Source organism: Streptococcus pseudopneumoniae, from assembly GCF_001074565.1.
Taxonomy (GTDB): Bacteria; Bacillota; Bacilli; order Lactobacillales; family Streptococcaceae; genus Streptococcus; species Streptococcus pseudopneumoniae_J.
In genome coordinates, this window is the sequence record NZ_JUQX01000059.1 from 83,041 (window position 1) to 107,322 (window position 24,282).

The window sequence follows — 24,282 nt, forward strand, 5'->3', positions numbered from 1 at the left end:
TTACAGATACTTTGAAATGAGTTTATTTTTCGTTGGAGCGGTAGCGTCCTGTGATTCAATAGATTTCAAGACGGCTTGTAGCTTTTTAGATGGTTTATGATTAAGAATTTTTAGAGCATCTTCGTTTGTTAGTTTTATATCACGTGTTAAACTGATTGTAGCCATTTGTTCTACCTCCTGTTTCTACTTAAATTCATTATAGCTTATTTTGAACAAAAGTTCAATCTGAAGATAGTGTATGTTTTTTATAGTGTATAAATCCAAAATAAGTTTTTCTCTTGCGTTTGTAGATCATATTCGTTAGAATAATGGTGTAGATGAGTGGTCGGCTCATGGTCAATCTGATAGTAATCTTGGACATAAGGGCCAAGCGGTGGCGGACACCAGAACGAAATCCGATAGCTATCTTGGACGTAAGGGCCAAGCGGTGGCAGACACCAGAATAAACCGACTGACTAGGTGGCTTACAGGTTCTGTAAGTCATCTTTTTACTTTGATAATAATGTTTTATCATTTTAAGGAGAACGCAGTTTTGGCTCGTTCTCTTTTTTTGTTGTGATACTTCTTTCAAGGATTATTTGGTAGGATTGGAGTGAAAAAAGATTAACTAGGAAAGAAGGAAGTATATGGAAGCCATTTATCAACGTGATTCGGATCAAGATGGATTAACTGATGCTCAAGAATTGGCGCTAGGAACCAATCCTCTTAGCGCAGATTCTGATGGTGATGGATGTTCAGATTTAGTGGAAATAGAAGAAGGAACCAATCCCTTAGAAAAGGATTTACAAGACATAGGCCAAACAAGTATCACTGAACCGTCCTCAGTATTTATGGAAATGAAACAAAAGATTTCAGATATGATGGAGAGTCACTACAAGGAATTTATACAGGCTCTGATTAGTATTGAAACAGGGATTGAAAACCAACAAGACCTAGAAGACTTATATACATACTACATGAGAACGGATGCCGTTTCTCTTTTATCTAGTGATTTAGAAACCAGTCCTCAAGAGGTTGAAATGGAGATAGAGTTGTAGGGGAATCATGTGATTCTCCTATTTTCGTATAGATGAAAGGAGCGAGTATGGAAGTAATACAATTATTGGCTATGTTTCGTGGAACAATTCCAAAAGATAGAGAGAAAATGGACTTATTTCTTCGTTATCAAGCGCAACATTTTGATAAGAAATGGCAGGATTTGGTAGAGAGTTTTTTGACTGAAGAGGGCAAGATAGAAGAGATACCTCATGTCTATTCGTTTCATCAAGATATTATTTCTTTCCTAGAGGCCAGTTCTGAAAATAATGACCAAGATTTAGAAAGTTACACAAGAAATTTTGGACAAGCAGGTCTAAGTAGATTATCTCAATTAAGTAATTTTGAGAAAAACTTGGTGCTAGAAGTCGCAACCTATAATCTTTTCACTCGATTTTACATCCAATCTGAAAAAGAGAAGCTAACACCATTGAGTGAGCTTGTATTTCATCAGAATCAGGATGTCAATTTAGTCAATGTCTATCGGGTTGCGAATAATCTATCTGACCGCATTAGTAGAGATATAGAGGAGTTTCTTCTAATGGTTGATTCCAAAGAACTAAAAAAAGAGGTTCTTGAGATTCATTTTGAAGAAAAAGAGGGAGATGTTCTAGCCTATTTAGGTTCAGAATTGATGGCTACTTTAGATACCGTTACGGATCTTGTCCATCATGAAGAAAACTACACACAACTCCCACTGACACAAAAGCTGAAGATAATTACTCATTTTGATGAAGTAAAAGCTAAAAGCGAAAAGTCTAATCAAGTAGAGGAAGTTTTATCTCCTTCAAGTGATATTGAGCAGGAAACGGAAGAAACTAACTCCTTTTCTAATGTCGATAAAATTGTAGAAGAAGCTTTGAGGGAATATCCAATCGGTTCACAAGTAAGTTATAAAGGACAAGTATTTCAGTTGGTTTCGATTGAAAATGCACACTTAAATGACTTAGTTCGATTAGAGTTATTCAATGATTCCAACCAGTTATTTGAAGAGAATCCTATCTTATACTTGAACAGTTTGGAAGAGATTGAACAAGTATTGTCTTTCGTAGAACTTGAAAAAGAAGATTCAGAGATTGAGATTGATTCATCAAGTGAAAGTCAGGAAATAGATTTGTTTTCCTATCTGGAAGAAGAAAATGAAAATGAAAATGAAAATGAAAAGGAAAAAGATAAGGATAAGGAAACAGAAACGCTTATTTCAGATATGGAAGAGACGGATGTACCCGTTCAAGATTTTGTTTTTCCAGATGATTTAGAGGACTTTTACCCTAAGACAAATCGAGAAAAAATTGAAACGAATATCGCCGCAATTGATCTTGTTAAAAGATTAGAAAAAGAGGGACGACAAGCAAGTCCAGAAGAACAAGAACTACTAGCCAAGTATGTTGGATGGGGTGGTCTTGCCAATGAATTTTTTGATGAACTCAATCCAAAGTATGAATCAGAGCGTTTAACTCTCAAGAGTTTAGTAAGTAAGTCAGAATACTCCACTGTGAAACAAAGTTCCCTCACAGCCTATTATACAGACCCAATGATTATTCGCCAGATTTGGCAAAAATTACTGGATGATGGTTTTGAAGGAGGAAGGATACTAGATCCTTCTATGGGGACTGGAAATTTTTTTGCAGCTATGCCTAGAAGTATACGAGAGAAATCAGAACTCTATGGGGTTGAATTAGACAGTGTGACAGGCGCAATCGCAAAACAACTCCACCCCAATACCCATATTGAAGTGCGAGGATTTGAGGAAGTTCCCTATCAAAATAATAGTTTTGATTTAGTCTTAACGAATGTTCCTTTTGGAAATTTTCGCATTGCCGATAAAAACTATGATAAACCTTATATGATTCATGATTACTTTGTCAAACACTCACTTGATTTAGTAAGAGACGGAGGACAAGTGTCGATCATCTCATCTATCGGGACAATGGATAAGCGGACAGATAATGTCTTACAAGAGATTAAAACCAACACTCATTTTTTAGGGGGAGTACGTTTGCCGGATACGGCTTTTAAAAAGATTGCAGGTACTCGAGTAACCACAGACCTCCTCTTCTTTCAAAAGGATCAAGCAAAGAATCTTAATGAGGAGGAACTTGTTTTTAGTGGCTCTATTCCATTTGAGGAGGATAAGCGTGTCTGGATTAATCCTTATTTTGATGGGAAATACAATACACAAGTTTTGGGTGAATATGAGGTACGTAATTTTAATGGAGGAACCCTCAATGTTAAGGGGGTATCAGAAACATTATCTACTGATATAATGAAAGCATTAGAGAATGTGGAAGCACATAAACAAATTGACAATTCTTTGAAAGCACCTGTATTTATCCAAGAAGAAGTGGATAATTCTATCCCAAGTCGTATACGTGAGGACTTAGCGCTCTATTCTTTTGGATATGAGGGAAATCAAATTTATTATCGAGATACGCATGGCATTCGGAAAAGTTCAAAAGTAGACGAAATTAGTTATTATGTAGACGAGAAGGGAGAATTTAAAGCCTGGGACAGTTCTTTGTCTGAACATAAAATAGATCGATTCGTGCAACTTCATTTGACAGATGAGGAAGCACTAGATGTATACAAGTCAGAAGAAGCGAGCAAAAGAGGGAAATATAAGGGACTGTTCAAAAAGACTGTCTTTTATGAAAGTCCCTTATCGGATAAGGACATTAGTCGCATTAGGGGAATGGTTGATCTAAGAGAGACCTATCAGGCCTTAATTGAAATTCAACGTCATCCAGATTATAGTCGGTCTGATTTTCAGGTATTACTTAGTAAACTCAATCGTGACTATGACCATTTTGTAAGTCAATTTGGATACTTGAATGCCTCCGTTAATCGGAACTTATTTGATAGTGACGATAAGTATTCCTTACTAGCTAGTTTAGAAGATGAATACATTGATTCTAAAAGTCAGAAAGTAAAATATAAAAAATCTTTAGCCTTTGAGAAAGCATTGGTTAGGCCCGAGAGAGTGATTACAAGAGTATCAACGGCTTTAGATGCCTTAAACTCCAGTTTATCGGATGGTAGAGGGGTTGATTTAGACTATATGGTATCAATTTACCCTGAACATAGCCAAGCAGCTATTTTAGATGAGTTAGGGGATCAGGTTTTAATGGATCCAGAAAGCTATTTAAGAGGAGAAAGAAAATATCTTTCTAAGAACCAGTTTTTATCAGGAGACATTCTCAATAAGATAGAAGTAGTTCAACTGTTAGTAGAGGAAAACAATCAAGAATGTGATTGGAGCCATGCTTTAGATTTGTTAGAATCTGTCCGTCCTCCACGGATTCATCTGGCAGATATTGAGTTTAATATAGGCTCACGTTGGATTCCTCAATCCGTTTATGGTAAATTTGCCTTTGAATGTTTTACCAATCATGAATTTGAATTGTCTTCGCCAGATGTTGAACAAGTCATTGAAGTGAATCCTGTCGATGGCCAGGTTCACTTAAGGACATCATTTGCTTATCAATATCCAAGTGCCAAAGATAGTAGTCTTGGAGTTAGCGGGTCACGTTATGATACAGGAAGAAAGATCTTTGAGAATTTACTTAATTCGAACCAACCGACGATTACCATGACTGTTACGGAAGGAGAAAAGAAAAAGACCATCACAGATTTGGAAAAAACCTCTGTTCTAAGAGCAAAAGAGCAGCATTTACAAGAGCTCTTTCAAGAATTTGTCTCACGGTATCCAGAAGTCCAACAAATCATTGAGGAAAGCTACAATCGTCTTTATAATCGAACGGTTAGTCGAGAGTATGACGGTAGCCATTTAGTTATTGATGGCTTGGCTCAAAACATTAGTCTTCGTCCTCACCAAGAGAATGCCATTCAAAGAATCGTAGAAGAAAAAAGAGCCTTATTAGCTCACGAGGTAGGTTCAGGAAAGACCTTGACCATGCTTGGTGCTGGGTTTAAATTAAGGGAGTTGGGGATGGTTCATAAGCCCTTGTATGTAGTGCCCTCTAGTTTGTCTGCTCAATTTGGTCAAGAAATCATGAAATTTTTCCCTACTAAAAAGGTCTTTGTGACCACTAAGAAAGATTTTGTGAAGGCGAGAAGAAAACAATTTGTGTCACGTATTATTACAGGAGATTACGATGCCATTGTCATTGGGGATTCTCAATTTGAAAAAATCCCTGTCAGTAAGGAAAGACAGATGAACTATATTGAGGATAAACTCAATGAACTACGAGAGATTAAAACACATTCTGAAAATAAGTATACCGTTAAAGAAGCGGAACAATCAATTAGTGGTTTAGAGAGACAATTGGAAGAACTCCAACGCTTCAATCGTGATAGCTTTATTGATTTTGAAAACTTAGGAATTGATTTTCTTTTTGTGGATGAAGCACATCACTTTAAAAATATACGTCCGATTACTGGACTTGGAAATGTAGCAGGGATTACCAATACAACGTCTAAGAAGAATGTGGATATGGAAATGAAGGTTCGACAGATTCAGGAAGAACATGATTTTAAAAACATTGTCTTTGCGACAGGAACACCAGTTTCCAATTCTATTAGTGAGCTCTACACTATGATGAACTACATTCAACCAGATATCTTAAAACGCTATCAAGTTGATTATTTTGACTCTTGGGTAGGTGCTTTTGGAGAAATTCAAAACTCTATGGAATTAGCTCCTACAGGGGATAAGTACCAACCTAAGAAGCGATTTAAAAAATTTGTCAATCTTCCTGAGTTGATGAAAATCTATAAAGAAACAGCCGACATTCAAACACAAGATATGTTGGATTTACCTGTCCCAGAAGCCCATATTATTCCTATTGAGAGTGAGTTAACTGAAAATCAGAAACTCTATTTAGAAGAATTGGTTATGAGGTCAGATTCGGTCAAATGTGGAACAGTTGATCCGAGCCAGGATAACATGTTAAAAATTACGGGTGAGGCACGAAAACTAGCAATTGATATGCGTTTATTGGACTCTAGTTATAGTCTAGCAGACAATCATAAACTGCTTCAGGTAGTGGATAATGTTGAGAGAATTTATCGTGAAGGAATGGAAAATAAGGCTACTCAGATGATTTTTTCAGATATTGGCACACCTAAGAAAAAAGATAATGGCTTTGATGTTTATTCTGAAATGAAGGCTTTATTAGTTGATAGAGGAATCCCTAGTAAAGAAATTGCCTTTGTACATGATGCCAATAGTGATGAAAAGAAGAATAGTTTATCTCGAAAGGTTAATGCAGGAGAGGTGCGGATTCTCCTTGCCTCAACTGAAAAAGGAGGAACAGGTTTAAATGTTCAGAGCAAGATGAAAGCAGTTCATCACCTGGATGTACCGTGGAGACCAAGTGACATTCAGCAACGCAATGGACGTATTATCCGACAGGGAAATGAAAACAAGGAAGTGGATATTTACCACTACATTACAAAAGGTTCATTTGATAATTATCTATGGGCAACTCAGGAGAACAAACTCCGTTATATTAAGCAGATTATGACTTCTAAGGAGCCGATTCGTGCTGCAGAAGACATTGATGAGCAGACCATGACAGCTTCTGATTTTAAGGCACTAGCAACAGGTAATCCTTATCTCAAATATAAGATGGAACTAGAGAATGATCTAACCCTATTAGAAAATCAAAGACGCGCCTTTCAACGCAGCAAGGATCACTATCGTCATACAATCTCCTACTGTGAAGAAAATATGCCCATTCTTGAGAAACGATTAAGCAAGTATGAAGGCGACATTCAACAGTCTGAAATGTCGAAAGACCAAGCATTTTCTATGACAGTAGGCAAGCAATTTTTTGATCAACGAGCTGAAGCAGGGGAATCCCTACACCGTCTTATCCGTCATAATCAATCAGACAGCAAAGAATTTCGTACCCTAGCCAGTTATCGAGGATTTGACATTAAAATGCTTAGTCTTCCAACAAATCAACCTCTTCCTGAAACTTTCTCTGTTAAGATTGTAGGAGAAAATCTGTATTCTGTCAGTTTAGATTTGTATTCTCCTTTGGGGACAATTCAAAGGCTCCAACATACGATTGATCACATTAAAGAGGACCAAGTGAAAACTCAGAACTTATTGGATGAATTAAAGGATAAATGGACTACTGCTAAAGTTGAAATTGAGAAAAATTTTCCAAAGGAAGAGGATTATCAAACTAAAAAGGCCGAATACAATGTACTCGCGCCATTGATTGAAACAGAAACGGATTTAGATATTATTGATCAGGCCTTAAGACAATTCCACGAAAAAGAAAAAGAAAAGCAAGAACAACTTTCTTTTGAATTGGATTAAAAAATATATATAAATAGCGGACAAGAAAAGAAAAGCGCGGTAAAATAAAGATAGAAAGAAACGAGGTGACGATTATGATGGAAGATACCTATTATCAATTGGAAGAGGCCTTGGTACAGGGATTTCAAACACCTGAAGAATACCAAGCCTACAAGGAGCTAAAGGAACATTATGAGGAAGTGACAGGGGATTACAGTTTTTCTAAACAAGAACTCACTAGTCAATTGGAAATCGCTCTTCAGAATCATCGAGGCGAGGACTTTGAAGATTATGAGAAAGAGGAGTATTTGGTCTTAGTTCAAAAATTAGAAGAGTTTGATTATTCTCTTGCCACCCATTATCGTCAGTTGATTGACTAGAAAGGAGAAAGTCATGAAAGATTTACTCCTTATCCCAGTAATTTTTTTAGCAGTAGGAGGAATTCTCATTCTTTTATGGAGACTCTTTCTTATTGCAAGTGGACTTTTCCTTATTGGTTTTGTCAGTTTTCTTATTTTCATAGAAGTCTATGGAATTTATCTGTTCTTTACTGAACCGACCCTTTATATGGAAGATTTATCCCAGAATGGTCTGATCAGTTTTACAGGATTTTATGTGGTATTTAATCTAGCCTTGCTTGTATGTGGTGTTTTGAAAATCATTAGTTGGACAAGAAGATTAAAAAGTAGCTGAGCAAGAGATTGTTCAGCTACTTTTTAATTGGGCACTATAAAAATTTTTCTCGAAAATAAGAAACTTGCACGATTTACTCATTACTTAGCCAATACTAGAGTTTATACTAGTTACTGTAAAGATGATCATCTAAAAGAAGGAAGGAGGTAACCTTATGCCTAAAAATACAAGTCGTCCAGAGATTGATTCACTAAGTTTCGAGGTTGAAAACCAAGAACTTTCCGGTAAATCAGGTTCTGGTTGGTTTACAGCTGTTCAACTTACATTGGCGGGACGTTGTGGACGCTGGTTCACAGGCTCTTTCGAATGCACAACGAATAATGTGAAATGCGGATAGCCTAGATTTCGATACTCATCAATTTGAAAATGAAATTTTAAGTTAATATAACTTTGTAGAAATTAAACTGTTTTTAATGATTCTTTTACTTAAATTTTCATTTTCTTTGGAGAGTATAGAACTAGGTTTAAACCATAGTGAGTAGGAGTAGAAGAAAATGAGAAAAAATAACAATCATAAAGAAATTGATACACTTGATTTTGAAGTAAAAAACCAAGAGCTTTCTGGTAAATCAGGTTCTGGTTGGTTTACAGCTGTTCAACTTACATTAGCAGGACGTTGTGGACGTTGGTTTACAGGATCTTATGAATGTACATCAAATAATGTGAAGTGTGGCTAGTTTTTCTCACTACTAAAAAGTTTGATGTAGATTTGTTTCTATAGGATTCATTTTTCAATTTGAAACTTGTTTTAGTCCTTTGGTTTGAGAGTAGACTGAAGGACTATATACAAGGTTTATGGAAAATATAAACGGAACGAAAGAAATTTACGGAGTAAAATTATGAAAAGTAAAAAAGTAAATACTGAGATTGATACGCTTGAATTTGAAATTGACAATCAGGAACTCAATGGTACCTCAGGATCTGGCTGGTGGTACACAGCTTTTAAAATGACACTAGCAGGTCGCTGTGGATTGTGTTTCACCTGTTCCTATGAGTGTACGACAAATAATGTTCGTTGTTAGATAAAACAAAAGGTAAATTCTAGTATTTTATTACAAAACATTGACAACACTTTGATTTAGTGTTATATTTACAAGGAGAAATACAAATGAAACAAGACAACTTTGAGATTGATTCTTTGGATTATGAAATTAATAGCCAAGAGTTGAATGGTAAATCTGCTGCAGGGTGGCGTACGGCTGTTAGATTAACAGTACAGGGTCGCTGTGGTTGGTGGTTTACATATTCTTATGAATGTACTTCGCCAAACGTGCGCTGTGGATAAAACTACCTCCATTCTTTGAGAGGAGGATAAAATGGAAGGAATTATTGGAACACTAGACTTCTATGCACCTGTAGTGGTCTTAGGAGTTATTGTCATAGGGATTGTTTACTTTATGAAAAAAAGAAACAATCGAAAATAATCAATATCGACCGATACCTAAAAAGTATCGGCTTTTTTTATAGCGTAAATATATTGCACAAAATACTCATGGCAAACCTTGAAAGAAACCGTATAATGAGAGTGTAAAAAAGAAACGGAGGAATGAAATGATGAAACAGCTTATCGTGACAGCATTAACGAAAACATTTGGTCAAGGGGATAATATCGTTCATGCTTTATCAGATGTGAACTTGTCCGTTGAAAAAGGTGAATTTCTGGCAATTATGGGGGCCAGTGGTAGTGGAAAAACAACACTCCTCAACTGTATTTCAACGATTGATAAACCAACATCAGGTGAGATTCGATTTGAAGATTTTGACATCATCCATGCCAAGGAAAATGAACTAGCTGACTATCGTGCTAAAAACATTTCCTATATTTTCCAAGCTTACAACTTGGTGGAAACCTTGACGGTCTATGAAAATATCGTTTTACCTCTTCAAATTCAGGGGAAAAATATCAAAAAACATCAGGATAAGATTGAGGAAATTTTGGATAAGTTGGCCATCCAAAACTTAAAAGATAAGTTTCCTAATCAGTTATCAGGTGGTCAACGACAACGTGTGGCAACTGCTAGAGCCTTGATTGATGATTCTAAACTGATCATCGCAGATGAGCCGACAGGAGCCTTGGACTCTGCCAATTCTGAAAAACTGATGGCACTTTTGCAGGAAATCAATAAAAGTTTTGGTATTACCATTTTACTGGTTACGCATGACCCTGCCGCAGCCAAGTACTCTTCACGGATGGTGCTACTTAGCGATGGAAAGATTATGGATGATTTGGAACGTAACAGCTTATCTAATGAACAGTATTTGCAAGAGATTTACAGCCGTACCAGATAGGAGGAGGAGAGTATGTATCCAAAATTGATTTTACGAAATGTATTTCGAAATTTACAGACCTATACCATCTATTTTTTCAGTCTGACCTTGATTTATAGCTTGCTCTACGCTTTTAATGCTTTACCAAGCCATCCAGTGATGCAAAGTTTATCAGGAGCAAAGGAAATGTTAACGACGGTGATGAGCCAGTACATGGGCTTGCTTTCCTATCTGATTCTATCGGCGATTGCCTTTCTCGTCGTTTATTCTACAAACTTTGTCCTGGGACGGCGCAAGAAAGAGCTGGGACTTTATGCAACGCTGGGAATGAAGAAGAAGCAGATTATCCGTACCCTGTTCTTTGAAACCATGCTGGTCAATATCTTTTCCTTGATTCTAGGTTTCTTGCTTGGGCTGGTCTTGTTGGTTGTTCTAGCTAAGGTGGCTTCTGAGTTTTTCATGGCGAATTACTTTGGTAATTTGGTTTTCTTTGATATAAAGTCTATCATCTTACTAGTTTATTCCTATTTGGTAACTAGTTTTATTGTTGGTGTCATGGACATTCTTACCTTTAGAAAGCAAAATATCATTGCACTCATTCAAGAAAATGGGGTCAAGAAATCTGTCTTGGCAAAAGGCAAGCCAGTTCTTCAAGCACTTCTCTTTATTCTTTCGACAGCTGTTATCGGTTTTGGTGCTCTCTATTTTTCAGACTATCACCATCTATCACTCTTGAAAAGCTGGGGTATCTTACTTGTATCTGTCTTCGTGATTTTTGTGATTTTATTTTACAATACCTTGAGCCATTTTATCTTGGTTTCCCTTAGAAAACTGCCTCAAACCTACTATAACAGACTAAACAGTTTTAAAATTCGTCAATTTTCAAAACAAGCTGACAGTAATTCGGTCACGTTGGCTGTCTTATCCTTGACCTTGACACTGGCTCTCAGCTTACTAGTTTTTAGTGGTAGTGCCTATACGACTATGAACCGAGAGCTGAACAAATACTCACCTTATGACGTATCTGTCAATCTTTATCGTGGTCAAGAGTTCCAGTTTTCTCAGGAATCTGTAAAAGACAGATTGAAAGCAGATGGATTTGACTTTAACCTCATCAAAGAGGAGTACAGCTATCCTATCTATTCTAGTGATTTAACCTATAAAGATTTGATTGATACTAGCAATCTTTGGGCGCATGATAAGGAACTTCCTGAATCAAAAGTACCGATTTTAGGAATTTCTGCCTACAATCATCTCCGCAAACTGCAAGGGAAAAAAGCGGTTGACTTGGCAGATAACCAATTTCTGGTCAATGCCAACTATAAAGGAACTGCCAAGCAGATTCAGGACTTTCTATCAACGACCAAAAACCTCACGATTAATGGTCATTCTCTCAATCTTGCATCTTCCAAGCCACTTGAAACAGTTTACTTTTTATCTTCAGTAGGTACAAATGACACAGGAACCTTGATTGTACCCGATAAGGTAGTAATTGGACTGACGGAAGACCACATGACCTATGTTGCCAATTTCAAAGAAAATATTGACAAGCGGAAAGTAGAAACATTCTTGAGTCAGTGGATTGAAAAATACTACTTCACTCGTGATGGTACAGAGTTGAATCCGTTCACCTATCAAACGAAAGGAAGAATTTTTGAGATTTATCTTGGATTTATGGGCGTCATCGTCTTTGTCATGATTTTTGTCAGTGTTATTTTTATCATTATTTCCCTCAGTATCTTGTCACTTCAAACTTCTACAAGTTCTTTGGATAGTGTCAATGATTATCAAATCTTATACCTTCTTGGGAATAAGAGAAAGCAAAATCGCTCTATTCTTTTGCAACAGATTCTAAGTTATTTCTTGGTTCCGCTGGTTATCGCAGGTCCGCTAGCACTTGCCTTGAGTACAGCTCTTTTGGGCTATTTTGAGAATTTCGCTAATACCAGCATTTCTATTGATATCACCTATCTGGGAGTAGCGGTTTTACTCTTTGTCCTTTACCTGCTAGTGACTTACAGAGTAAGTTGGCAAATTATTGAAAATTAAGTCAAATACCAGAGTTGCTTATCCGACAATTCTGGTATTGTGTTATAATGATATTAAAGTAGTTCAGGAAGTGGATACATATGAAACAGTTTGTTAAATTGATCTCGAAAAACTCACTTTTATTGTGGTGGTTGACGATTTTTAATCATCTAACTTTGATGATTTATATTTATTATAGGATTCCTCTGGACTTTTCGACAGATTTTTCCTTACAGATGGTTTTATTGCTGATTATTGCTTTAATTGCATTTAGTTATATTTGTAATATTGTGACCTTTCGTTATAGTGAGTTGAAACTCTGGTTGCTCCTGATGATGTTTCTCATTAGCTGGCAATCCATATTTAATCAAGGAGTTACGAGCACCCTGTTGCACTTTTTTGATATCCTTCATCCGCTCAACTCTTTTTTATTGGTGTATAGTTCTCTGTCTATTCTCTTTCTGGGAGAGAAAATAGGAGAAGAACTGATGAGTGTGTCCTTTGTGTTGACACTAATCACCGTTAGTTCGTATCTGTTAAGTCCTTCAATTTTTCTCTTTCTGTCCTTGTTTGCGTCTTTCTTTTTAAACCTTGTTCCCTTGATTTTATTTATTTTATATCATGAAGAGTTGAAAAGTAAACTCAAGTATCAGAGACGAAATTTGTGGATATTAGCTTTAATATTGCCTCTTTCTTATTTCTTTTTGTATATCAATACGACGGGCTCAGGAGTGATGAACCTAGCCTGGTATCTGGAAATTGTTGGCATCTTAGTTTTTTTACACTTCAAAACTATTATCAGCTCTCTTCAAAAAAAGGTATCAGAGTTAAAATTGTCCTATATAAAAGCTTTTTCACACTTATTTTTACTAGTTATGTTTTTGTTAGTAGGTATTTTCATCATCTTTCGTCTAGATTTAAACACGAGCTTTTTGGTCTTGAATATCATGTTACTATTGTTCGGGATTTGTTCGGAAGAATTGATTCGCCTCTTTCGTTCTGCTGAAATGCTAGATGCTAGGGATTATGTAAAAGTTCTCTTTTTAAAGCGTAACCGTATGGTGAAAAATCTGCTGGCAAATGAAGACACAGAACAACAGTTCTCCGAATTTCTTCACAATGAAATCCTGCAAAATGTGATTGCAATAAAAAATTTCAATAAATATAGTAGCAATCAAGTTTTTGGTGAACAGATCAATCTGGTGACAGAGGAGTTGGTTCAGCGGATTCGTGAGCGGATGGATTATTATCAGCCAATGGTAGAAACAGACGAGCAGTTAGACATCCAGTATCAAGGGCTGATTAATCGAATTGTCAAGCGCTATCACGCAGAAAATGAAGTCGTCACACAGTTTCCTGTCCACTTTAGGCTTTTATCTCCTTACGATAAAATTGTCTATCGTCTGGTTGAGGAATTGGCGACCAATGCCGTTAAGTACGCTAGTGGTGGAACGATTTCTTTGAAGATTGATGTGCATGATGACGCTATTTTTATAATTTCTGAAAATGACTGCCTTCAAACAGAAAAATCCTTAGGTTATGGCTTGAAAAATATGTTTAATAAAATTAGTGTTTTAGGTGGACAGATGCAGATTTTTGAAAATAATAAGAGATTTCGTGTAGAAATTACTCTCCCGATTGATAAGGAGTTGTGTTATGAGAATTTTGTTAATTGATGATCATAAATTATTTAGTCAAAGTATCAAGATGATTTTAGAGTTATCGGAAAACATTAAAAAGGTCCAGTTAGTGGATAATTTTTCGACTATTTCGGAGATTGCTTTTAATGACTACGACATTATTTTGATTGACATCAACCTGACGAGTCTGTATCAAGATGATGGGCTGACCTTGGCACAAGAGATTATCGACAATGGTTGTTCTAGTAAGGTTGTGATTTTGACAGGTTACAGTAAAAAAATGTATGAACACCGAGCTAAAGCTATGGGAGCTTATGGATTTCTGGACAAAAGTATGAACCCAGATGAGTTGGTTAAAAAATTGGAAAAGATTTATCTAGGTGGTAAGGTCTTTTCAGATGAAGTGATGGTAGAGGTGCTAACACCACGAGAAATCGAGATACTAGAGCTGGTTAGAAATGGCTTGACCATTGATGATGTCTGTGACAAGGTCTATGTGAGTAAACGTACAGTTTCCAATCACTTGGCCAATATCTTTTCAAAATTGGGAGTGACTAACAGGCAGGAGGCGATTCACATAGCTGAGCAGTTGGGCTATTTTCCACCAGATTAAAAAGTTGCAGAAGATGCAGCTTTTTTAATTTATTTACAAAAATTGCACATATTACTCATTCTAATAAACGGTAAATTTGATAATCTATTAGTAATTAAGGAGGAGATCATTATGTCTATTGTATCTGAAAAATGGTTAAGTTTATTTAATAATATCGAAGATGATGAGCAGTTAGATGAATTTTTAAAGACTACCTCTGGAGATAGTCTACAAGATTGGGAAGAAAAATTTCTTCAGTACGAGCAGTGTGGAAAAGATTATATTGAGCGAGAGTTAGGAACAATCTTATATGATGAATATAACCCTCAGGAAAAGCTCAGAGTAAGTATTCATTGGCTAGATTTATTTAAACCAATTTGTTTTAAATACTTAGAGCGATTATCTAGCTTTTTAAATAAAACGCAATGTATAACCAATACAAATGAATTTATTCTAGATATTGAATCAGTATTTTTTGAAATTTGTATGAATATGAGCTATAGAACGGTTGTCTTAGAGATTAATGATTTAAGGAGAGCGTCTCGTTTAGAAGGTGAAGATAGTAAAAATAGATACAATTATTTTATCAATACTTTATTAAAGGACAGAGATTATATATTGGAGTTTTATAAAAAGTATCCCGTCTTGTTTGAGTTATTAGATAAGAAGATTTCTAACGTCTTAGACTATATTGAACAAATTATTCTCCATTTTGAAGAGAACCTAATTGACCTAGAAAGTTATTTTAATTATAAGAATTTAAAATTATCGAGTATTGATTTTAATGCTGGCGATACTCACTCTAATGGTAAGAGTGTTTGTATTCTTAAATTAAATACTAAGAAAAAGCTAGTTTACAAACCAAGAAATATGTTTATCGATGTTAATTTAAACTTATTCTCTAAAGAATTTGCTCATCGTTTTGGACTTTCAGAATTATTATTCGTCCCTAAAACACTGAGTAAAGATTCTTATAGCTTTGTAGAGTTTATAGAAGAGAAAGAATGCAATTCACTTCAGGAGGTAGAAGCTTATTATACAAATATGGGAAAACTTTTAGCATTTTTACATATTTTTGGTGCTAAAGATTATCATGGTGAAAACATTTTAGCTTGTCAAGAACATCCTTATCTTATTGATAATGAGACGATATTGCATTTCAGTGAGCCTGTAAATATCACTTCAAATGCACAAAATATTTATAATTTTGTAACTAACTCAGTTTATAGTGTGGGAATATTACCAATGAACCTTTATTCAGTAAATAATGACAAAGGAATGGAAATTGGAGCATTAAATTCAGGTGAAAGGCGAGAATCACCTTATTTATCCCATCAACTGGCTAATGTTGGGACTGATGAAATTAGAATTGAAAAAGTATTTAAAATAGTCGGGGATTTCCCTAGCACAGTAAGATATAAAGGAAAAAACGTATCGTGTTCTAGTTACCTCAACGAAGTTCAAAGAGGATTTGAAACTATTTACAAAATTGTTTTACAAAATAGAAATATAGTTTCTAGGATGATCGTTAAATATTTTGAAAATTGTGAGACGAGATATATTTATCGAAATACCAATATTTATGTACAATTTCTTGAAACAAGCCATCACCCAGAATTGTTAAAAAATAAATATGATTTTGAAATGTATTTGCTTCGTTTATTTGAATATGGTGATGTTGCTAATCTTTTTGATAATGTTATGATGAAAGATGAGGTTTGCCAGCTTAGAAAAGGTGATGTTCCAATATTTTATGCGAATACAAGTAGCAATGAAATTCATAATGGACTAGGTCGATATATTTGTGCTTTAGACGGACATAGTATCGTTAATAAGGTTTTAAATAGAATAACTAGTTTATCAGATGATAATTTACTCAGACAAAAACGAATTATAAATATGGCTTTTATGGGGAGCGAGTTATTTCCAAAGAAATCTAGAGTATCTGAAGAACACATGAATACTGAAACTATTACTTCAAAAATAATCAATCGGATTTCATCAGCTAAATTTAAATTTAATAATGAGACTAGTTGGTTAGCGATGGTGGCTATGAATAAAAGCTATGAGATATATCCAATGGATTGTAGTCTATACAGTGGAACTTCTGGTATGATTTTGGGGATAACAAGCATAGATGATACTAGATTACGGACGCTTTTACCTGGGGTTATCAATTATACCAATAACTATATAAAAGAATTACAAGGGAATTTCCCTGTACACCAGTTAGGTGCTTTTACTGGTGTATATGGATACTTATATACATTGTGTGTGTTGAGAGAAGAAGGTACTCTATTTGATGAAGATATCGAAGAGATTATATATGAAACATTGTCATCAACATTTAGACATCTACGAAATATTGATAATTTAGATATAATAGGTGGTTTAGCAGGAATTTTAGGAGTATTGATAAAAATCCAGAAAACAATGCTCGATAGTTCTCGGGTAACTGAGTTGACTCAGAATTTGTCTGAAGGTATAGTTCAAAAAATACTAGAAAAATATAAAAAAGATGGCTTTTGGATTGAAAATGATCCTGGATATGCTCATGGTAATTATGGCATTATTACGCAACTTTATAGATATTCTTTATCTAACACATGCAAATCTGATGTAAAAACTTCCATTATTTCTTGTATAAAAGAATATCTTGACAAAGAGCGTTCGTTACTATGTGGAAAAAAAGGTTTTCCTTTAAGAAAAAATGCCAAGTATTATTCATGGTGTAATGGTATTGTGGGAATCGTTAATGCTAAGAACTATTTAGAAACTAATGAATTTCCTGACAAATTTTTAAAGACCGAAGTTCAAGATTATTCCAATAAAATTTTAAATCAAGATCCTACTTTAGATAATTCAATCTGTCATGGAAGTATCGGGAACCTAGTCATTTTAGATTCTATTTTAGGCTATTCTGTTGATATAGAAAATAGAATAGCTACTGAAAGTATCTCATATCTTTGGGATAAAGAAACTTATGAATGTGATGATTGGGGGATTTTGACAGGAGAAATGGGAATATTGATGGCTAATGATAGAAAAAGTAGGACTAGATTAAATGATATACTACTTTTAAATTAATGGGGGTTAGATATGAAAAGAAACATCCCGTTTATCGAACAACACCAAAAAACAGAGTGTGGATTATGCTGTGTTGCGATGGTGTCAAGTTATTATAATCACGAAATTTCCGTTAAAGATCTGAGAAATCTAAAAGAAACAGGGAGGGATGGAACTAGTTTTCAAAATTTAATTGAACTGTTAGAAAATATGGGATTTAAAGTGAAATCATTCCGTTTTCCAAAAGATAGACCAGATGTATATAAACAGATAAAAGTTCCAGCCATTGCATTGTGGGAGAGTAAGCATTTTGTTGTTGTAGAAAAAGTAACTTCTAAATTTGTTTGGGTAATTGATCCTGAACTCGGAAAACTAAGATATGATTTAAATGAGTTCTCAGCCGGTTTCTCAGAATTTTTAATTAGTATTTCTAGTAGTGATAGAGTAATAAAACAAAAATCAAAAGAGAATTACGGAGAGATTTATGCGCAACTTTGGCAATCTTGGCATTATTTTGTACCTCTGTTATTTCTAACTTTTGTAAGTTATGCGGTTAGCTTTATTCTGCCTATATGGACGCAACAGCTATTAAATCAAGCCACAGGTGGCAATCAGTTTAATCCAGCAATTTTAGCGCTCAATTTTATTATTTTTACATTACTATACTTTATTATAATGCTCGGTCAGAGATATCTTTCTATTAATCTGACAAACGATATAGATAAAAGACTGAATAATAGTGTAATTGGTCGTTTGTTTCAATTACCATATAAATTTTTCTCTACTAGAAGTAGTGGTGATTTAATTTATTCTATAAATGGTTTGGGTAGAATTCGGCAATTATTTACAAATCAGGTTGTACTAGGAATATTAGATATTGGTTTTGTAATTTGTATTTTGTTTTACTTTCTATATATTGATTTTTTCGTGGCGATTATCGCTCTTATGTTAGTGGTAGTAAATTTGTTGTTGCTTCTATTGACTAGAAAAAATTTGGAACAAAAAAGTAAATCTTTTGTGATAGCTCAGAATGATCTCCAAAATAAACAAATCGAAATGATTTATTCTATGATGGGAATAAAAATGGAAGGATTTGAAGTTCGAACGTTTAAACAATGGAAAGGTTATTTAGATAAGTATCTTTATAGATATAGAGCTAGTGAATTGTTCTCAAGTGTTGTTAATTCGTTATTTTCAATTATCACTTTTATATCTCCATTTATCCTATTATTTATTATGTTGTTGCCAGATAATCATTTAGGTAATAAGTTAGGTGGGATTTTTGCAGTATATTCTTTGTCATCTCTATTATTTGGTAAGATTAATAGTATTTTTGATACAATTGTAGCATTCTACAATAGCAAAACATTTTTATCTCGGATTTTAGAGATTTTAGGTGAAGAAACTGAGATAAATGGTGTAGTGAAACACGACTTAAATGGGGAAATCACACTTAAAAATGTTTCATTTTCATATACTAGAGATAGTAAAAAAGTACTTTCTAATGTGTCTATTGAAATAAAGAAGGGTGAGAAGGTAGCAATTGTTGGCTCTTCTGGGTCAGGTAAAAGTACACTTTCCAAATTATTAATAGGTTTATTTCCAGCCTCGTCAGGTAGTATTTTATTTGATGACTTAGATTATAATTTGTTGGATAAACAGTATCTTCGTCAACAAATTGGCATTGTCCCACAAGACATGACTTTATTTAATAAAACCATATATGAGAATATTGCTGGAGATATCTCAGTCTCAGAGGAAGAAATGACAAAAATTTGTAAGTTAGTTAATATCCATGATGAAATTATGGAAATGCCCATGGGGTATAATACTTTAGTTTCAGAAATGGGAATGAATCTGTCAGGAGGGCAACGTCAGAGAATTATTTTAGCAAGAGCGCTAGTTAAGAAACCCAAAATAATACTTTTAGATGAAGCCACAAGTTATCTAGATAATGTTAATGAAAAAGAGATTATGCAGAAATTTAAAGAACAAAATATTACAATTATTGTTATTGCACATCGACTTTCTACCATTATCGATTCTAACCAGATTTTTGTAATGGATAAAGGAGAAATTGTAGAACAAGGAAGTCATACAGAACTATTGAATATGAAAAATGGTTTGTATAAAAAACTTTATCAGACGGATTACTAAATTTGTAATATATATTGGCCACCTTCGGGTGGCATTTTTACTTCTGTGATACTTTTTTCAAGATTTATCTGCTATTCTTGACCTAGTTTTTATAGAAAGAAGGTCTAAGATGTTAAATAAAGTCAAAACTAAAGCCTTAATTAGTGTTGGAGCAGTGGCTGCAACTAGCTTTATTCTCATGATGGGATATACTGTTGGTCAACACTCGACTGCTAAACAAAGTCGTAAAGAGATTGAATTGGCTGCAGCTAAACTTGTAGAGGACAAACAAGCAGAAGATAAGGCAAGTATTTTGTCATCAGATACTGTAAAAGAATTTTTGACACAGTACTATACGAAAGAAAAACTAGGAGAAAATAATACACGTATTCAACCTTATATGACTGAATCGGCTTATTCTCAAGAATTGACAAGTCAAAATGATGCCATGAACCAAGTGTATAAGGACTATATTTTGGATTATCATTTTGAAAAAGCTGATATCTTTGTCAATCAGACTACGAATCAAGCCATTGCCATGGTGTCTTATAATGTAACCTATGTATCTGATTTAAAGAATGCCAACCAATCAAAGACAAACCAAACAGAAACTAGAACTGTTAAGTTGTCTTATTCTAAACTACCTGGTAAGTTATTAGTCAATCAAGTACAGGTTTGGAAATCTGGGTTAGATGATTTAGATAAGGCAATTCCTAAAACTTTAGAAGAATCATCATCAGTTCCATCACTACCAAATACTACGACAAAATGATGATATTACATGGAAATAGAAGAATGTAAGCAAATTTCAATTCTTGATGTAGCAAGTCGTTTAGGTATCTCCTTTAAACAAGTTTCTAGCAGTGTCTATGAACATCCTGAACACGATTCATTCCGGATTTTTTCGAATACCAATACTTTTAAATGGTTTTCAAGAGATATTCAAGGTGATGTCATTGATTTTGTTCGACTTGTTAAGAGAATTTCTTTTAAAGAAGCTCTAGCTTTTCTTTCTGAAGAACCTTTTCAAAAAGAAGCTGGTCAAGAAAAAAGAGAGAGACCATTTTATTATCCTTTAAAGAGAATAGAAGATTCTAACTGTAGTCTGGCCAGATATTACTTAACAGAATGTAGGGGAATTTCAGAAGAAATCATACAAAAGATGATTCAACAAGGTTTGATAGCAGAAGCTATGTGGAAAACAAATGAAACAGTTGAACCTGTTATTGTTTTTAAAAGTTTTGATCATCGTCACAAACTGCAGGCAGCAAGCTTACAAGGGATTTATAAGAATCATTCTCTTCCAAGAGAGAGGTTGAAAACGATTCTAAAAGGAAGCCATGGACATGTTGGAATATCCTTTGATATTGGTAAACCAAATAGACTGGTCTTTTGTGAATCGTTCGTCGACTTGATGAGCTATTACGAACTTCATCAACAAAATCTATCTGATGTTCGTTTGGTATCTATGGAAGGATTAAAAAGGTCTGTTGTCGCTTATCAAACTTTACGACTGATAGCTGAAGAAAATCAGAAGTTGGAATTTTTAGATACAGTAATACCTTCAAAGTTATTGCCTTTGTTCAATACAATTCGTGATACCACTACCTATTTTGATAATCATCCTGATTTATTGACACTGGCGGTAGATTGTGATGATGCAGGTAAAGATTTTTCTGATAAGTTATCTAGATCAGGTTTTCCTGTTTTACTGGATTTGCCTGATAATGAATCTGGGAAAGAAAAAATAGACTGGAATGATGTCCTTAGAGAAAAGAAATCAGATTTACAATTGATGATCGAGACTGCAAAAGAGACATTTGGAAATCCACCAGTAAGACAAACCTCTCAATGTTTAGAATTGTGATAACAAAATCAAGATGTTCTAGCTAAAATTAGTATGAAGGAGGATCGTATATGACCATAATTGAACGCTTAGAAGAAAAGGTCACTAGGCAAGAAAGTAAGGTAGCAAGAGAGACAGAAAAACTCGCTGCTTACAAAGAACAACTGGAGACAGCGATGTTTGCGACGTTCAAAAGGCGTCAAAGCATCAGTCACATGAGTTTTGAAGAAGCTCTTGACCATGCCTTTGGTAAAGAAAGACAATTCGATGATTCTGAATTTAGAAAGGATGAAATGAGTGAATGACAAAAGATTGGAATTTTAATCAACCATTAGAAAGTAAATCAGAAAATCAAGGGGATTCAGATAAAATTGCGGCCTTATTTGGAAATCATCAAGGAGGTAATGATGTAAATTATGAAGCAGCTTTTCAAAAGCGAAAACAAGCACCTGTGACGGAATCAAATTCTAGTTCTAAACCCAAAGTTACAGAGGTTAGAACAGGAAAAGAGACAGATATCACTAAAAGTTATCAGCAACATCTTAAAAGACTTATTGCGGATAACAATAGCGATATTCAAAGTAGTCAAAAGAAAATTGAAGAGCTACATACGTTGATCGACACAAAGAATAAAGATAATAAGAAATTGCAGTCCATTTATGATGCGATTTCCGAATTACATTAAGCAGTCCTGATAGGCTGCTTTTTTTGAGAGGTTATAGATGTTTACAAAATTTTTTAAGAAAAATCAAGACAATGCTGATATATTTAAGAAGCTAATTCATCGACTATCTGATATGTCTGTCCAAGATCTTGAAAAAATAGATCGACTGTTAGATATCATTTTCACTCCAGATCAAGAATCAGAACAACTAAAAACAGAAGCAACTTTCAGAGAAGAAACTTTGGACGACACATTAAAGGAAGCTAAGAACCAACTTCATAAGGAACAATTGGAGAAGAATTTAGAGATATTTAGGAAAAACAGTCAATAACGCACCAAAAATGGTGCATTTATTTTTTCTAAATGTTATAATAGTGGTATCAAATAAAAGGAGTTTGCCATGATTGGAAAGAACATAAAATCCTTACGTAAATCACATGACTTAACACAACCTGAATTTGCCCGAATTATAGGAATTTCTCGAAATAGTTTGAGTCGTTATGAAAATGGCTCTAGTTCAGTCTCTACTGAACTAATAGATATCATCTGCCAGAAGTTTAATGTATCTTATGTCGATATTGTAGGAGAAGATAAAATGCTCAATCCTGTTGAAGATTATGAATTGACTTTAAAAATTGAAATTGTGAAAGAAAGAGGTGCTATTCTATTATCTCGACTCTATCGTTATCAAGATAGTCAGGGAATTAGAGTTCATGATGAATCTAATCCTTGGGTTTTAATGAGTGATGATCTATCTGACTTGATTAATACGAATATCTATTTAGTAGAAGCTTTTGATGAAATAGAGAGATATAGCGGCTATTTGGATGGAATTGAACGTATGTTAGAGATATCTGAAAAACGGATGGCAGCCTAATGGGAATCCAAGATTATACCGATAGTCAATTTAAACAGGCTTTAGCAAGGAACATTCGCTCACTGACAAGAGGAAAAAAGTCCAGTAAGCAACCTATAGCGATTTTACTTGGAGGGCAAAGTGGTGCTGGTAAGACTACAATTCATCGTATTAAACAGAAAGAATTTCAAGGAAATATTGTTATCATAGATGGCGATAGTTTTCGTTCTCAGCATCCACACTATTTAGAACTGCAGCAAGAATATGGCAAAGATAGTGTTGAATACACCAAAGATTTTGCAGGGAAAATGGTAGAGTCTTTAGTAACTGAATTGAGTCATTTGGGATACAATCTTTTGATAGAGGGAACTTTACGAACAATTGATGTTCCAAAGGAAACAGCACAACACTTGAAAAGTAAGGGATATGAAGTACAATTAGCCATAATCGCAACAAAGCCCGAATTGTCCTATCTGAGCACCCTTATCCGATACGAAGAATTGTACGCTATCAATCCAAATCAAGCACGCGCAACTCCAAAAGAACATCATGATTTCATTGTAAATCATCTAGTTGATAATACACGACAATTGGAAGAACTAGCTATCTTTGAAAGAATTCAAATTTATCAACGAGATAGAAGTTGTGTATATGATTCAAAAGAAAATACAGCTTCAGCAGCAACCGTTCTTCATGATCTACTATTTGGAGAATGGAATCAAGTAGAGAAAGAGATGCTTAAATCAGGAGAAGAAAGATTGAAAGATTTAACGAATCGAAATGATTGTTAGATCATGAGTTTTAAAATATAGTCTACTTATAAGTTTTGTTAGTTTTTGAGCTGGGCGAAAAGTTTTTAAAATCAAAAAAACGCATAGTTGTATTGACCCCCAAAAGTTGGACAATTAATTTATCCGAAGGATTTAGTTCTGTATTGCACAGGGCTAAGTCCTTTTAGTTTGACTTTGATTCGTTTGTTGTTGTAGTAATCAATGTAGTCCACAATAGCTTGTTCAAGGTCTCCTAAAGACCTAAAGTGCTTCTCATAATCATAAAACATTTCGGATTTCAAAATGCCAGAGAAGGACTCCATCATGCCATTGTCTGGGCTGTTGCCCTTGCGTGATATGGATGCTTGAATTCCCTTACTCTCTAGGAACCGATGATAAGAATCGTGTTGGTATTGC

At 34.6% G+C, this 24,282-nt stretch carries 24 protein-coding genes; 21 read left to right on the plus strand and 3 right to left on the minus strand.

The window, feature by feature from the left end:
* Complete coding sequence (locus ADI74_RS11255) at nucleotides 1–165, minus strand: hypothetical protein (protein WP_000201399.1); 165 nt, start codon at nucleotides 163–165, stop codon at nucleotides 1–3.
* 55 nt (nucleotides 166–220) lie between these two features.
* On the minus strand, nucleotides 221–484 hold the full coding sequence (locus ADI74_RS10995; RefSeq protein ID WP_152906320.1) for a hypothetical protein: 264 nt from the start codon (nucleotides 482–484) through the stop codon (nucleotides 221–223).
* 142 nt (nucleotides 485–626) lie between these two features.
* Between ADI74_RS10995 and ADI74_RS08820 the strand changes: the two genes are divergently transcribed.
* The 21 genes from ADI74_RS08820 (at nucleotide 627) to pezT (ending at nucleotide 23,886) form a co-directional block, all read left to right on the plus strand.
* Entirely contained in the window at nucleotides 627–1,037 is a 411-nt protein-coding gene (locus ADI74_RS08820) for a thrombospondin type 3 repeat-containing protein (RefSeq protein ID WP_048791731.1), read from the plus strand.
* 47 nt (nucleotides 1,038–1,084) lie between these two features.
* On the plus strand, nucleotides 1,085–7,327 hold the full coding sequence (locus ADI74_RS08825; protein WP_049538383.1) for a DEAD/DEAH box helicase family protein: 6,243 nt from the start codon (nucleotides 1,085–1,087) through the stop codon (nucleotides 7,325–7,327).
* Between the two features lie 74 nt (nucleotides 7,328–7,401).
* On the plus strand, nucleotides 7,402–7,686 hold the full coding sequence (locus tag ADI74_RS08830; protein WP_048791729.1) for a DUF5962 family protein: 285 nt from the start codon (nucleotides 7,402–7,404) through the stop codon (nucleotides 7,684–7,686).
* Between the two features lie 13 nt (nucleotides 7,687–7,699).
* A complete protein-coding gene (locus ADI74_RS08835) occupies nucleotides 7,700–7,999 on the plus strand; it encodes a DUF5966 family protein (RefSeq protein ID WP_048791728.1) in 300 nt (99 codons plus the stop codon).
* A 154-nt stretch (nucleotides 8,000–8,153) separates the two neighbouring features.
* Complete coding sequence (slmA, locus tag ADI74_RS08840; RefSeq protein WP_016397469.1) at nucleotides 8,154–8,336, plus strand: salivaricin M family lantibiotic; 183 nt, start codon at nucleotides 8,154–8,156, stop codon at nucleotides 8,334–8,336.
* A 157-nt stretch (nucleotides 8,337–8,493) separates the two neighbouring features.
* Nucleotides 8,494–8,676, plus strand: coding sequence for a salivaricin M family lantibiotic (slmA, locus tag ADI74_RS08845; protein ID WP_016397470.1), 183 nt, complete (start codon nucleotides 8,494–8,496; stop codon nucleotides 8,674–8,676).
* Nucleotides 8,677–8,838: 162 nt separating this feature from the next.
* Complete coding sequence (gene slmA, locus ADI74_RS08850; RefSeq protein ID WP_023396278.1) at nucleotides 8,839–9,021, plus strand: salivaricin M family lantibiotic; 183 nt, start codon at nucleotides 8,839–8,841, stop codon at nucleotides 9,019–9,021.
* A gap of 86 nt (nucleotides 9,022–9,107) precedes the next feature.
* Nucleotides 9,108–9,284 (plus strand): salivaricin M family lantibiotic, encoded by a 177-nt coding sequence (gene slmA, locus ADI74_RS08855; RefSeq protein WP_025172692.1) that lies wholly within the window; start codon nucleotides 9,108–9,110, stop codon nucleotides 9,282–9,284.
* Between the two features lie 269 nt (nucleotides 9,285–9,553).
* Nucleotides 9,554–10,288, plus strand: a complete 735-nt coding sequence (locus ADI74_RS08860) for an ABC transporter ATP-binding protein (protein WP_048791727.1) — start codon at nucleotides 9,554–9,556, stop codon at nucleotides 10,286–10,288.
* 12 nt (nucleotides 10,289–10,300) lie between these two features.
* Nucleotides 10,301–12,316 (plus strand): FtsX-like permease family protein, encoded by a 2,016-nt coding sequence (locus tag ADI74_RS08865; RefSeq protein ID WP_048791726.1) that lies wholly within the window; start codon nucleotides 10,301–10,303, stop codon nucleotides 12,314–12,316.
* Nucleotides 12,317–13,242: 926 nt separating this feature from the next.
* A complete protein-coding gene (locus ADI74_RS11360) occupies nucleotides 13,243–13,971 on the plus strand; it encodes an ATP-binding protein (RefSeq protein ID WP_239682820.1) in 729 nt (242 codons plus the stop codon).
* Nucleotides 13,952–14,548 (plus strand): response regulator transcription factor, encoded by a 597-nt coding sequence (locus ADI74_RS08875; protein WP_048791724.1) that lies wholly within the window; start codon nucleotides 13,952–13,954, stop codon nucleotides 14,546–14,548. Before ADI74_RS11360 ends, ADI74_RS08875 begins: the two co-directional genes overlap by 20 nt.
* Nucleotides 14,549–14,659: 111 nt before the next feature.
* Entirely contained in the window at nucleotides 14,660–17,614 is a 2,955-nt protein-coding gene (lanM, locus tag ADI74_RS08880) for a type 2 lanthipeptide synthetase LanM (protein ID WP_048791723.1), read from the plus strand.
* A 12-nt stretch (nucleotides 17,615–17,626) separates the two neighbouring features.
* A complete protein-coding gene (locus tag ADI74_RS11005) occupies nucleotides 17,627–19,750 on the plus strand; it encodes a peptidase domain-containing ABC transporter (protein WP_048791722.1) in 2,124 nt (707 codons plus the stop codon).
* Nucleotides 19,751–19,859: 109 nt separating this feature from the next.
* Nucleotides 19,860–20,501 (plus strand): hypothetical protein, encoded by a 642-nt coding sequence (locus tag ADI74_RS08890; protein ID WP_049538386.1) that lies wholly within the window; start codon nucleotides 19,860–19,862, stop codon nucleotides 20,499–20,501.
* Nucleotides 20,502–20,510: 9 nt separating this feature from the next.
* Nucleotides 20,511–21,596 (plus strand): toprim domain-containing protein, encoded by a 1,086-nt coding sequence (locus ADI74_RS08895; RefSeq protein WP_049538387.1) that lies wholly within the window; start codon nucleotides 20,511–20,513, stop codon nucleotides 21,594–21,596.
* A 50-nt stretch (nucleotides 21,597–21,646) separates the two neighbouring features.
* Entirely contained in the window at nucleotides 21,647–21,880 is a 234-nt protein-coding gene (locus tag ADI74_RS08900) for a DUF5965 family protein (protein WP_000152419.1), read from the plus strand.
* Nucleotides 21,877–22,260 carry a DUF5945 family protein gene (locus ADI74_RS08905; protein ID WP_049538388.1) on the plus strand — a complete coding sequence of 128 codons (384 nt, stop codon included), beginning with the start codon at nucleotides 21,877–21,879 and terminating at the stop codon, nucleotides 22,258–22,260. Before ADI74_RS08900 ends, ADI74_RS08905 begins: the two co-directional genes overlap by 4 nt.
* 37 nt (nucleotides 22,261–22,297) lie before the next feature.
* Nucleotides 22,298–22,570 carry a hypothetical protein gene (locus ADI74_RS08910; RefSeq protein ID WP_049538389.1) on the plus strand — a complete coding sequence of 91 codons (273 nt, stop codon included), beginning with the start codon at nucleotides 22,298–22,300 and terminating at the stop codon, nucleotides 22,568–22,570.
* A 69-nt stretch (nucleotides 22,571–22,639) separates the two neighbouring features.
* On the plus strand, nucleotides 22,640–23,116 hold the full coding sequence (gene pezA, locus ADI74_RS08915) for a type II toxin-antitoxin system antitoxin PezA (protein WP_049538390.1): 477 nt from the start codon (nucleotides 22,640–22,642) through the stop codon (nucleotides 23,114–23,116).
* Entirely contained in the window at nucleotides 23,116–23,886 is a 771-nt protein-coding gene (gene pezT, locus ADI74_RS08920) for a type II toxin-antitoxin system toxin PezT (RefSeq protein ID WP_049538391.1), read from the plus strand. The genes pezA and pezT overlap by 1 nt, the downstream gene beginning before the upstream one ends.
* Before the next feature lie 119 nt (nucleotides 23,887–24,005).
* Here pezT and ADI74_RS08925 read toward each other — a convergent pair.
* The coding region (locus tag ADI74_RS08925; RefSeq protein WP_049538392.1) for an IS3 family transposase at nucleotides 24,006–24,282 on the minus strand (277 nt) is incomplete at its 5' end.